Genomic DNA, 12,447 nt, shown 5'->3' on the forward strand with positions numbered 1-12,447 from the left:
ATGCAGGAAGAAGTGTACCATATTCCGGTGTTGCTCCAGGAATCTCTGGATGCACTGAAGATAGAACCGGCTGGAATTTATGTGGATTGCACATTTGGAGGAGGAGGGCATTCCCGGGCGATTTTGGAAAAACTGGGAGAGAAGGGAAGGTTGATTGCTTTTGATCAGGATGCAGATGCAAAGCAAAATCTGCCAGATGATCCAAGGGTCCTGTTTTTGCCACATAATTTCCGGCACCTGAATCGTTTTTTGCGTTTACACAAAATTTCATCTGTGAACGGAATACTGGCAGATCTGGGGGTTAGCAGTCACCAGTTTGATGAAGCGGATCGCGGATTTTCCATCCGTTTTGATGCGGACCTGGATATGCGGATGGATACCCGTTCGGAACTGACAGCCGCTAAAGTATTAAAACAATATTCAGAATCGGAGCTGCATAAACTGTTTGAGCAGTATGGTGAGGTGACCAATTCAAAAACACTGGCCAGAACCATTGTTGCCAATCGAACTACCATGCCAATGCAAACGATCCAGCAGTTCAAGGCGGCCATTCAGGGAGTGGTAAAAGGAAATCCGAATAAGTACCTGGCGCAGGTGTTTCAGGCACTGCGAATTGAAGTGAACGATGAGATGGGAGCGCTAAAAGATTTATTGCAGCAGATACCGGAACTGCTTGTGCCGGATGGACGGGTGGCGATTATCACCTTTCATTCCCTGGAAGACCGATTGGTGAAACAGTTTTTTAAACAAGGCAGTTTTGAATTGGAAGAAGACCATCCCTTTGAAAATCGAAAGCAGGTGAGTTTGTTGAGAGTGATTACAAAAAAACCGATTATTCCATCAGCGGAAGAGCAGAAAAGAAACAGCAGGGCAAGAAGCGCAAAGCTGAGAGTGGCAGAAAAAATTTAAAGAAGGTCTATATCGTAGTAGTGAAATGTTAATGTCCTATTGATCAACCTATCAGTCGTATGGAAAAGCAACGCGACAAAAAAGAAAAGAAATTCAGAATCAACTATCAGTTGATGGTGCAGCATTTGCCTTTTTTTCTTTTCCTGAGTGGATTGGCCGTGGTATATATCTACAACGGACACAATTCGGATAAGATTATCAAGTCAATCAGCAGGACCAATAAGGAGTTAAGGGAATTGCAATTTGAGTATAAGACATTGAAGAGTGAAGTGATGTTTCGCAGTAAACAAACGGAGATTGCAAAGACGGTAGCTCCACTCGGATTAATGGAATTGACAACGCCTCCGGTAGTAATTAAAAAAGATGCCGGACAAAAATAAAAACAGAAACCTAATTGACCGGCGCTGTGGAAGTAAAACGCGACATACTGTGGAGAGTGTACCTGTGTTTTATCGGTATGGTAGTGTTAGCCTTTCTGGTGATTGGGAAAGCTCTTTACATACAGCAAGTAGAAGGATCCTACTGGAGAAGCAAGAGTGACAGTTTGCATACCCGGATCATTAACCTGGATGCAGACCGCGGCACGATTTACAGTGAAGACGGTAGCATGTTAAGCACATCCATCCCCTATTTCAATATCTATATTGATTTTGGTGCAGAAGGTTTGCGAGACAAAAACGGAAAACGGTTTCGGGAAAATCTGGATTCACTGAGTTATTCACTGGCTAAACTTTTTCTGGATAAATCATCCAATGGCTACAAGCAGTTGTTGCAGGAAGGTTTCCGGAAAAAGAATCGCTACTTTTTACTTAAGAAGAACATCGATTTTCAACAGTATCAGCAACTTCGTGAATTTCCACTGGTTCGATTGGGCAGAAATAAAAGTGGTTTTATAGCTGAAGTAAAAAGTAAACGACTGAATCCATTTGGAATGCTGGCGAACCGAACCATCGGACTGGCTAGAAAGAATGCGCAAAATGTTGGACTGGAAAGAACCTATGACAGTTTGTTGAAAGGGGAAACAGGCAAAAAACTGGTACGATTCATTGCAGGTGGTGTAGCGGTTCCGGTTGAAGGATATGAGGTGGAGCCGGAAAACGGAAAAGATCTGATCACTACCCTGGATGTAAATATCCAGGACATTGCTCAGAACGCATTGTTGAAAATGATGATTCAGAATGAAGCAGTAACCGGAACCTGTATCGTGATGGAAGTGGCTACCGGAAAAATCAAAGCCATTGCCAATCTGGGGAAAAGAGGAGAGGGGGAATATTGGGAAGATTTGAATTATGCCATTCGTGCTTCAGAGCCGGGATCAACTTTCAAGCTGGCTACTATGCTGGCGGTACTGGACGACGGTAAAGCAAATCTGGGTACTCAGGTTAATCTGGAAAATGGTGTTTGGCAGGTGAATCGCAGAACAGTGTACGATAGTGAGCGACATAAGAGGACCAATGTTTCACTGCAACAGGCTTTCGAATTAAGTAGTAATGTAGGGATGGCAAAAGTGGTGATGCAACATTATGCAGGAAATCCGAACAGTTATATTTCGCATTTGAAGCGGTTGCGCTTGAATGAAGTTTCAGGGATTGATCTGGTAGGAGAAACACAGCCGATTATTAAATCGCCGAAATCGAAAACATGGAGTGCTACATCATTGCCCTGGATGTCATTTGGATATGAAGTGCTGGTGAGTCCCCTGCAAACGCTGATGTTGTACAACGCGGTTGCAAATAATGGAAAGATGATGCGGCCTTATCTGGTACAGGAAGTTCAACAGGATGGCCGAAGCATATGGAACAGGGAGCCGGAAGTGATGGTGGAATCGATTTGCAAGGAAACTACGCTGAGGCAGCTCAAAACCTGTCTGGAAGGTGTGGTAACCAATGGAACTGGTAAGCCGCTTTCAACACCGTATTTTACAATTGCAGGAAAAACAGGAACAGCCTTGGTGGCCAACGGAAACAGAGGATATGCAGATCATATTTATCAGTCTTCATTTGCAGGATATTTTCCTGCAGATAACCCAAAATACAGTTGCATTGTGGTTATAAAAAACAAACCCTTTGCTCCAATATACTACGGCGGTTCGGTAGCCGGTCCTGTTTTCCGCGAAATTGCCGATAAGCTCTTTGCCATACATGCTCAGCAGGCGCCTGTCCATACCGCAGTGCTTCCGGAAAAAGATAGTGCTGACTATAAATATGCAGGGGCCTCTGATGATGTAAAAAAGGTGATGGAAGAACTTCGCATACCCTTTACGGATAGTGTGGGCAAGAAAACCTGGGTAACGGTTGAACCTGACAATTCATTTCATCCGGTACTGAAGGGCACTGCAACAATTGGAAAAATGCAGATGCCTGAATTGAAAGGATTGGGATTAAAAGATGCGCTGTTTTTGCTCGAAGAAAGAAGGTTGAAAGTGCAGATAATAGGAAAAGGAAAAGTAAAGAATCAGTCGATCCCAGCTGGAACGGCGATTCAGCCAAAACAAACAATAACGATCGAATTGAATTGATGCTAAGTCTGCAGGATATACTTTATAATGTGGCGATTCGCTCTGTGAATGGAAATCTTCAGAGTGAGGTAAAAGACCTGCAAATTGATTCAAGGAAAGTGAAGGATGGTAGCTGTTTTATTGCTATCAGGGGTTTGCAGGCTGATGGGCATGGTTTTATTGAAAAAGCGATTGCGGCTGGTGCAACCTGTATAGTTGCTGAAGAATTGCCAAAGAAATTGAACGATGAGATTACTTATGTGGAGGTGGCCAGTAGTTCGGAAGCTACAGGAGTAATGGCAGCAAATTATTTCGGTCAGCCATCCCGCCAGATCAAACTGGTTGGAGTAACAGGTACCAATGGTAAAACAACAGTTGCTACATTATTATATAAGCTCTTTACATCGTTGGGATATGATTGTGGATTGATCAGTACGGTAAAAAATCTCATAGCAGGTGAAGTGATCGAAGCAACGCATACCACACCGGATGCCATACAGGTGCAGGCTTTGCTGAAGCGGATGGTGGATAAAGGCTGTAGGTATGCATTTATGGAAGTGAGCTCACATGCGATTCATCAAAACCGGACTGCGGGAATTGAATTTGCTGGTGGCATTTTCACCAACATAACACATGATCATCTGGATTATCATAAAACCTTTGATGAATATATCAGAGTTAAAAAAAAGTTCTTTGACGAATTACCGGTTGAAGCTTTTGCCATCAGCAACCTGGATGACAAACGCGGTCCTGTAATGTTGCAGAATACTCCTGCCAATCGGATGTATTACAGTTTGCGATCCTTGGCCGATTTCAAGGGCAAAATTCTTGAAAATGGGCTAACGGGATTGTTGATGGTCATAAATGAACAGGAAGTTCATTTTAGATTAATTGGTGAATTTAATGCCTATAATCTGCTGGCTGTTTACGGTGCTGCAGTGAGTTTGGGGGAGGATAAGCAGGAAGTATTGCAGGCATTGAGTGAACAAACTGGAGCAGAGGGAAGATTTGATTATCAGGTATCTCCAGTGGAGAAAATAATTGGAATTGTGGATTATGCGCATACACCCGATGCTTTGATGAATGTACTGAAAACCATTCGTCAGTTACGCCAGGGTGGAGAGCAACTGATTGCCGTGGTAGGATGTGGTGGTGATCGGGATAAAACAAAACGGCCGGTAATGGGTCAGGTGGCCTGTGAGTTAAGTGATCGCGCCATTTTTACTTCTGATAATCCACGATCAGAAGATCCGGAAGCGATCCTGAGAGATATGGAAGCCGAATTGAATACGGCAGCGCGTCGAAAGTTTCTTTCCATCGCCGACAGAAGGCAGGCCATTAAAACGGCTTTCAGTATGGCGAAACCGGGAGATATAATTCTGGTAGCTGGAAAGGGGCATGAAAATTATCAGGAAATAAAAGGAGTGAAACACCATTTTGATGATAAGGAGGAAATGGAGAACGTGATAAGGGAGTTAGGGAAATAGGAGTAGAAAAAACAAACAACAATAGAAAGATATTTTGAGTTCGAATGGGAAGCACTTCCAACTTCCCACTTCCAACTTCCAAATTCTTAGGACGGTTACATTCAATCACAGACCAATCGGCTGGACACCGGTTGGTAACCAGTAACAAAACCATCATGCTGTACCACTTAATTGATTGGTTAAAGGAAATGGACATCCGAATCCCGGGAAGTGCGCTCTTGCAGTTCATCACTTCCCGGGTGTTACTGGCTGTGATTCTGTCACTCGTCATAACAACGGTGTTTGGAAAAAAACTGATTAACTATTTGCTTAAAAGACAGGTTGGTGAATCTGTGCGGGATCTGGGCCTGGCTGGCGAAGAGCAAAAGAAGGGTACGCCTACAATGGGCGGACTCATCATCATACTGGCGATATTATTACCAACTATTTTGTTGGCTGATCTGAATAAAGCATATGTGCGGTTGATGATTTTTTCAACTATCTGGCTCGGCATCATCGGATTTGTGGATGATTACCTGAAACTGCGAGCCAAAAGAATTGCACAGAAACAGGGTGTGGCATATAAAAAAGGTGACAAAGATGGATTGGCAGGCTGGTTTAAAATATTGGGACAGGTTGGATTGGGGCTGATCATCGGATTAACACTTTTATTCAATGAAAACACCAAAGCCTGGAGAGAATATAAAGGTATACCTGGCGCTGAAGCCAATGTGAAAGTGGTTAAACAACAAACAAAGGACAGGTATTTTGTAGAAGCGAATGAACCAATAACCACTATTCCGTTTGTTGCAGGACATGAATTCAACTATGCCAAATTATTGCCGGAAGCATTAAGAGGATTTACATCAGTATTATACGTGGTAATTGTGATTTTTATTGTTACTGCCGTTTCTAATGGGGCAAATATTACAGATGGGATTGATGGATTGGCAACAGGTGTGAGTGCAATAATTGGAGTTTGTTTGGGTGTATTTGCTTATGCAAGCGGGAATCTTTTATTGGCGGATTATTTGAACATCATGTATATCCCAAATTTGGGAGAGTTGTCGATTTTTATTGGAGCGATGGTGGGAGCCTGTGTTGGGTTTCTTTGGTACAATGCTTATCCGGCTCAGGTCTTTATGGGTGATACAGGTAGTCTGACTTTGGGAGGTGTGATTGCAGCGTTGGCTATTATTGTTCGTAAAGAATTGCTGATACCAATCTTCTGTGGTGTGTTTCTGGTGGAGAATCTGAGTGTGATGTTACAGGTTAGCTACTTCAAGTATACAAAGAAAAAATATGGCGAAGGGAGACGGATTTTTTTAATGAGTCCACTTCACCACCATTATCAGAAATTAGGCTATCACGAAAGTAAAATCGTAACACGATTTTGGATCGTAACTATATTTTGCGTGATCTTCTCTATTGTGACCTTGAAGATCCGCTAAAAGAAACGTAGAAAAACCGCCGGCGAGAGAAAGAGTATTTGTGGTGCAGTAAATCCTATGCGTATGAAAAGCCCCCGATTCGTGGGTTCGAATGAAGCAGATAATGAAGCAGTTTGTAGTCATATTGGGAGCCGGCGAAAGCGGTGTTGGAGCAGCTATACTTGCCTATAAGGAAGGATATGCCTGTCTGGTTAGCGATGGCGGATCCTTGAAGTTGCCGCATCGCCAAGAGTTGACTAAATATGGTATTGAATGGGAGGAAGGACATCACAGTGAAGAGCGTATACTCGAGGCTGATATTGTAGTAAAGAGTCCGGGTATCCCCGAAAAAAATGAGCTGGTAAAAAAAATCAGGGCGAAGGGTATAGAAGTGATCAGTGAAATTGAATGGGCCTATCGCTTTATAGGAGATGGAAAAGTTATTGCAATAACAGGCAGTAATGGAAAAACAACCACAACAGCATTGACCTATCATATTTGCCGGCATGCTGGATTGGATTGCGCACTTGTTGGAAATATAGGATACAGTTTTGCGCGGCAGGTTGCATTGGATCCCAAACCCTGGTACGTTGCAGAGCTAAGTAGTTTTCAATTGGATGATATCCGTAGATTCAAAGCACATGTAGCCGTACTGACCAATATCACGGAAGATCATCTTGACCGGTATGAATATAAGTTTATCAATTATGTACGAAGCAAGTTTCGGATACTTTTAAACCAGACAGCATCGGATTATTTTATCTATTGTGCAGATGATGAAGTAACGATGCAACATATAAACGATTTTCAACCAGTTTCTAACCCATTACCATTTAGTATGAGAAAAGAATTACTCCAGGGCGCATTTATCAGGGAGGAGGAAATGAATGTAGTTACCAAGGAAGAGAAATTTCAGATGAGCATTTACGATTTTGCGCTCAAAGGGAAACATAATCAGTATAATACTATGGCAGCAGGGTTGGCAGCATCCGTTATCGGATTGCGTAAAGATAAGATCAGGGAAGCCATTCAGTCTTTTGAAGCGCTGGAGCATCGGATGGAACCGGTGGCAACGGTTCGTGGTGTTGAGTTCATCAATGACAGCAAGGCAACCAATGTAAATAGTACCTGGTATGCATTGGAAAGCATGACCAAACCGGTGATCCTGATACTTGGAGGGGTGGATAAAGGAAACGATTATTCGTTACTGTTGGAACTGGTAAAAGAAAAAGTAAAAGCAATCGTGTGCATGGGAACGGATAATTTGAAAATTCAGGAAGCTTTTCAGAATTATGTTCCTGTTATGGTGAATACCGGAAGTGCGGCAGAAGCAGTACACTCCGCTTTTCAATTGTCTAACAAGGGAGATGTGGTGTTGTTAAGTCCGGCTTGTGCAAGTTTTGATCTTTTCAAAAATTACGAAGATCGCGGTAAGCAGTTCAAAGAAGCAGTATTGGGACTGTAGGAAGAAGGGAATGGGAGATGGCGAAAAAGAAAACAACTAAATAATGAACCAACTACTAAATAAAACGAAAGGCGATAAAGTGATCTGGACACTGGTGGTGCTCCTGGCGCTGATGTCACTTTTGGTTATTTATAGCTCAACCGGTTCACTGGCCTATAAAATGTATAAAGGTAATACCGAAGTTTATCTGTTTAAACAGGTTGTGTTTATCTGCATCGGTATTTTTCTGATTTATGTATTTCATCAGGTTAACTATACCATCTATTCAAGGGTTTCCAGAATTTTATTCTGGCTGGTTATTCCCCTGCTTATTTATACCTTATTCTTCGGCGTAAGTTACAATGAAGGAAGCCGCTGGATCAGATTACCTATTATCAATCTTACTTTTCAAACATCGGATCTGGCGAAGCTTGCACTGTTTATGTATATCAGTCGTTTGCTCAGTAAGAAGCAGGAAGTAATTAAAGATTTCAAACAGGGATTTCTGCCATTGATCATTCCAATTGGAATCGTGTGTGTGTTGATAGCACCCGCCAACCTCTCCACTGCTTTATTGGTGGGTGCAACCAGTATGTTGCTGTTGTTTATTGGAAGAGCCAGTATTAAACACCTCGTACTCACGGGTTTGATTGCCATGGTGCCGGTGGCTGTATTAATACTTGCTGCGGTTTGGCAACATAATGCGGGAAATGGCGTTCCGGCTAAACCGGAAAATCGTTCTCGTTTAACCGCCCGTGTCAGTACCTGGGTAAATCGTGTCGAAACCTTTATGTATGGTTCTGATAAAAAGAATGAAGACGATAACTATCAGGTAAACCAGGCAAAAATTGCCATCGCAAAGGGCGGCTGGTTGGGATTGGGACCAGGGAACTCTGAACAGCGGAATTTTTTGCCACATCCTTACTCGGATTTTATTTTTGCTATTATAATTGAAGAATACGGAATTGCCGGCGGCGCTTTTGTATTGTTTGTATACATGGTATTTCTATTTCGAAGTATACAGTTATTCCGGAAATGCCCCTTTGCCTTCGGTGCCTTTCTTGCATTAGCATTGAGTTTTACCCTGGTTATACAGGCAATGGCCAATATGGCGGTGAATGTAAACCTGTTTCCAGTAACCGGAGTTACTCTTCCATTGATAAGTATGGGAGGAAGTTCCTTTTTATTTACCTGTGTGGCAATCGGAATTATTTTGAGTGTTTCCCGGTTTGTAGAGAAGAACCAGGAAGATGGAAAGGAAGAAGAGGAAGAAGAAAAGGAGGTTGCGAATGGCTAAGCGGATCGTCATAGCAGGAGGGGGAACAGGGGGACATATTTTTCCCGCCATCGCTATTGCCAATGCGATGAAAAAACTGGATCCGGCTACGGAAATCCTTTTTGTTGGCGCAAAAGGGAAAATGGAAATGGAGAAAGTACCACAGGCAGGATATAAAATTGAAGGATTGGATATCGCTGGGTTAAATCGCAGTTCGGTTCTTAAAAATCTGTCTCTGCCTTTTAAGCTAATACGTAGTTTTTTTCAGGTTAGAAAAATCTTTTCTGAGTTTAAACCCGATGCGGCAATAGGTGTGGGTGGTTATTCCAGTTTTCCGGTTTTGAAATTTGCCCAGCAGAAAGGAATACCAACCTATCTGCATGAAGCCAATTCTTTCGCAGGAAAATCAAATCAGCTGCTTGGTAAAAACGCTCGTACCATTTTCGTTGCCACTTCAGGGATGGAATCATTTTTTCCAGCCAATAAAATTGTGGTGAGTGGAAATCCGGTACGATCCACCATTGTAAACAGCCGGCTGGCAAGAGAAGAAGCCATCCGTTTTTTTGGATTGGATCCATCACAGCCGGTTGTATTGTCGGTGGGAGGGAGTCTGGGTGCAAAAAGTATTAATGAAGCTATTGCAGGCGGACTCGAAACGCTAAACGCAGCAGGAGTTCAGCTGATTTGGCAAACAGGAAAATCGTATTTGTCAACTGCTCAAACGATAGCGGATAACCGAAAAGGAATTTGGGTGAATGATTTTATTAAAGAAATGGAATATGCGTATGCGGCAGCCGATGTAATTGTGTCAAGAGCTGGTGCGATGAGTATCGCAGAAATTTGTGTTGTTCAGAAACCTGCCATACTGGTTCCTTATCCATTTGCTGCAGAAGATCATCAGACGGTTAATGCACAGTTCCTGGTGAAAGCCGGAGCAGGAGAAATGGTGAGAGACCAGGAAGCGGGCAGTCGCTTGATTCCAGAGTTAATGGATTTGGTGCGTGATAAGGATAAGCGTTCTTCCATATCAGGGAAATTGGGCGCATTGGCTATCCGGAATGCAGATGAATTAATTGCTAAATATATAGTACAATAAACTTGCTATCAGTAAAAGACATACAAACAGTATATTTTATCGGTATTGGCGGAATCGGTATGAGCGCCCTTGCCCGTTATTTTAATGCCCTGGGCAAAACGGTCAGTGGCTATGACAAAACCCCTACACCCTTAACCAGTCAGCTCGAATCGGAAGGTATCCTGATTCATTTTGAAGAGAATCTGAACCTTATTCCGGCAAACCCCGATCTCGTCGTATATACACCGGCGGTTCCGGTGCAACATTTGGAACTGGTATATTTTCAGCAAAAAGAAATTCCAGTTCTGAAAAGAAGTGAGGTGCTGGGCATTATCAGTAATAGTTCCTTCAATATCTGTATCGGGGGAACCCACGGTAAAACCACCACGACTACAATGACAGCCCATCTGCTGCGCCACAGTGGATTCGGATGTAATGCTTTTCTGGGTGGGATCAGCGTGAATTATAATACAAATTTCTGGAGCGATCCACGGAATGTGGCAGTGATTGAAGCCGATGAATACGACCGAAGTTTCTTGCGCCTTCATCCGGATATTGCTGTAATCAGTTCAATGGATCCGGATCATTTGGATATTTACGGAACCGAAGAAAAGCTGCAGGAAGCCTTTATTGCTTTCAGTCAGCGATTGAAGCCAGAAGGCATGTTATTCAGTAAGTATGGATTGCCCAAAGAAAATGAACTGAAAGCCAACAAACAGTTTACCTATAGTGTGCTTAATCAATCGGCAGATGTTTTTGCCGAAAATATTATCATGAAAGACGGCAGTTATACATTTTCTGTTTCATTGCCGGAAAAAAGAATTGATGGTATTCAGTTGAATATGGGAGGTCTGCATAATGTGGAGAATGCACTGGTATCAATTGCTATAGCCGATCAGTTGGGTATTGATTCCGAAAAAATAAAAGCGGCTGTTGCTTCATTCAAGGGTGTTAAAAGAAGATTTGAATATATTATCAAAACTTCTCGCATGGTCTTTGTAGATGATTATGCACATCATCCCGAAGAATTAAGAGCCTTGATAAATGGAGCGAAAGCCTTGTTTCCGGATCGCAGAACTACGGTGCTTTTTCAACCACATTTATTTTCAAGAACCAATGATTTGTATGAAAGTTTTGCGCAGGCTTTGAGTCTTGCTGATCAGGTAATTTTGCTGCCAATTTATCCCGCAAGAGAATTACCTATGGAAGGTGTCACCAGTTCTTTGATAGCAGAGCAGATGGAGAATGGCAACGTACTGCTGTTGGAAAAACAGGAATTGAACAATTATTTGAATGATATATGGAAGGCAGGCAGTGATCAACCGGAATTGTTTATAACTGCAGGAGCTGGAGATATTGATGCATTGGTTCAACCAATTGCAAAAATTTTGGAAAGATATGCCGGATAAAAAAATCAGTATACGCAAAGTGATGGTTGCCCTCGGCTGGATGCTGGTGGGAACGACCCTGCTTGTGGTATTGATTGCGGCGATCAATAAAACGAACGATGCCAATTGTACGGCCATCAATATAGAAATTAAAGGATCGGGAGATTATCGGTTTATTGATCAATCCGATTTGCTCACCATAATTGGTGCGAAATCAAAGAAATCCTTCAATGGAAAGGCGATGAAATCGATTGATTTAAGAGCGCTGGAAAGCAGGATTCGTAAAAATCTGTGGGTAAGGGAAGCGGAGCTTTTTTTTAATTCCGATCGGGAACTGGAGATTCTGGTGAAGGAAAGAACACCAGTTGCCAGAATATTTACCGCAAATGGAGCATCCTGGTACTTGGATACAGCCGGAGCTTATTTGCCCATCGTGATTGGAAAGCCACCCGTTAAATTACCGGTATTCACCGGTATGCCGGAAAAATTATTGAAAAAAAGGAGCGGAGATAGCATTCTCCTTATTAGGGTGCTGAATATTGTTGAACAGTTGAAGGAAGATCCTTTTTGGAATGCACAGGTTGTACAGTTGGTGTATACACCCGAGAAAACGATTGAGCTGATTCCATTGGTGGGAACTCATCGGATACTGTTTGGAGATGGTTCCAACGCATCTGCAAAGTTCCGTCGATTGAAAATATTCTATGAAGAAGTACTGATGAAAACAGGCTTTGATTATTACTCGACCATTGATGTTGGTTTTGCCGGGCAGGTGGTCGGAACCAGAGAAGGTGGAATATCCACATCCGTGGATAAAAATAAACTGCCTTACAGCCTTACTGCATCACCTTTACAGGTTAATAATCCAATATCCTCCGAAACAGCTACCGTTTCCCATCCATCTCCTGTGTCAACTACTTCCAGACGCCAACCAAAAGCGGTCATGCGAAGGCAATAAAAAG

The 12,447-nt window shown here is 42.6% G+C and carries 10 protein-coding genes; all 10 read left to right on the forward strand.

What is annotated here, in order from left to right:
• The 10 genes from rsmH to B2746_RS15345 all read left to right on the forward strand — a co-directional run bounded on the left by rsmH (window position 1) and on the right by B2746_RS15345 (window position 12,443).
• A complete protein-coding gene (gene rsmH / locus B2746_RS15300; RefSeq protein ID WP_290795619.1) occupies window positions 1–909 on the forward strand; it encodes a 16S rRNA (cytosine(1402)-N(4))-methyltransferase RsmH in 909 nt (302 codons plus the stop codon).
• Window positions 910–968: 59 nt separating this feature from the next.
• Window positions 969–1,289: an FtsL-like putative cell division protein gene (locus B2746_RS15305; RefSeq protein ID WP_290795621.1), complete on the forward strand. Its 321-nt coding sequence runs from the start codon at window positions 969–971 to the stop codon at window positions 1,287–1,289.
• A gap of 77 nt (window positions 1,290–1,366) precedes the next feature.
• A complete protein-coding gene (locus tag B2746_RS15310) occupies window positions 1,367–3,427 on the forward strand; it encodes a penicillin-binding protein (RefSeq protein ID WP_290795623.1) in 2,061 nt (686 codons plus the stop codon).
• Window positions 3,427–4,893, forward strand: coding sequence for a UDP-N-acetylmuramoyl-L-alanyl-D-glutamate--2,6-diaminopimelate ligase (locus B2746_RS15315; RefSeq protein ID WP_290795626.1), 1,467 nt, complete (start codon window positions 3,427–3,429; stop codon window positions 4,891–4,893). Before B2746_RS15310 ends, B2746_RS15315 begins: the two co-directional genes overlap by 1 nt.
• 155 nt (window positions 4,894–5,048) lie before the next feature.
• On the forward strand, window positions 5,049–6,323 hold the full coding sequence (gene mraY, locus B2746_RS15320; RefSeq protein ID WP_290795627.1) for a phospho-N-acetylmuramoyl-pentapeptide-transferase: 1,275 nt from the start codon (window positions 5,049–5,051) through the stop codon (window positions 6,321–6,323).
• Between the two features lie 91 nt (window positions 6,324–6,414).
• Window positions 6,415–7,767 (forward strand): UDP-N-acetylmuramoyl-L-alanine--D-glutamate ligase, encoded by a 1,353-nt coding sequence (gene murD / locus B2746_RS15325; RefSeq protein ID WP_290795629.1) that lies wholly within the window; start codon window positions 6,415–6,417, stop codon window positions 7,765–7,767.
• Window positions 7,768–7,810: 43 nt separating this feature from the next.
• A complete protein-coding gene (locus B2746_RS15330; protein WP_290795631.1) occupies window positions 7,811–9,043 on the forward strand; it encodes an FtsW/RodA/SpoVE family cell cycle protein in 1,233 nt (410 codons plus the stop codon).
• On the forward strand, window positions 9,036–10,118 hold the full coding sequence (gene murG, locus B2746_RS15335; RefSeq protein WP_290795633.1) for an undecaprenyldiphospho-muramoylpentapeptide beta-N-acetylglucosaminyltransferase: 1,083 nt from the start codon (window positions 9,036–9,038) through the stop codon (window positions 10,116–10,118). Before B2746_RS15330 ends, murG begins: the two co-directional genes overlap by 8 nt.
• A 2-nt stretch (window positions 10,119–10,120) precedes the next feature.
• Window positions 10,121–11,506: a UDP-N-acetylmuramate--L-alanine ligase gene (gene murC / locus B2746_RS15340; protein ID WP_290795635.1), complete on the forward strand. Its 1,386-nt coding sequence runs from the start codon at window positions 10,121–10,123 to the stop codon at window positions 11,504–11,506.
• Entirely contained in the window at window positions 11,496–12,443 is a 948-nt protein-coding gene (locus B2746_RS15345; RefSeq protein WP_290795637.1) for a cell division protein FtsQ/DivIB, read from the forward strand. The genes murC and B2746_RS15345 overlap by 11 nt, the downstream gene beginning before the upstream one ends.
• Window positions 12,444–12,447: the final 4 nt, after the last annotated feature.

The organism is Flavihumibacter sp. UBA7668 (assembly GCF_002483205.1).
GTDB lineage: Bacteria > Bacteroidota > Bacteroidia > Chitinophagales > Chitinophagaceae > Flavihumibacter.

Excerpts from the sequence above, each read along its gene's own strand:
- mraY (WP_290795627.1), top strand. The coding sequence starts at position 5,049 with ATGCTGTACCACTTAATTGATTGGTTAAAGGAAATGGACATCCGAATC.
- B2746_RS15345 (WP_290795637.1), top strand. The coding sequence starts at position 11,496 with ATGCCGGATAAAAAAATCAGTATACGCAAAGTGATGGTTGCCCTCGGC.
- B2746_RS15305 (WP_290795621.1), top strand. The coding sequence starts at position 969 with ATGGAAAAGCAACGCGACAAAAAAGAAAAGAAATTCAGAATCAACTAT.
- rsmH (WP_290795619.1), top strand. The coding sequence starts at position 1 with ATGCAGGAAGAAGTGTACCATATTCCGGTGTTGCTCCAGGAATCTCTG.
- murG (WP_290795633.1), top strand. The coding sequence starts at position 9,036 with ATGGCTAAGCGGATCGTCATAGCAGGAGGGGGAACAGGGGGACATATT.
- B2746_RS15310 (WP_290795623.1), top strand. The coding sequence starts at position 1,367 with ATGGTAGTGTTAGCCTTTCTGGTGATTGGGAAAGCTCTTTACATACAG.
- B2746_RS15315 (WP_290795626.1), top strand. The coding sequence starts at position 3,427 with ATGCTAAGTCTGCAGGATATACTTTATAATGTGGCGATTCGCTCTGTG.
- murD (WP_290795629.1), top strand. The coding sequence starts at position 6,415 with ATGAAGCAGATAATGAAGCAGTTTGTAGTCATATTGGGAGCCGGCGAA.
- B2746_RS15330 (WP_290795631.1), top strand. The coding sequence starts at position 7,811 with ATGAACCAACTACTAAATAAAACGAAAGGCGATAAAGTGATCTGGACA.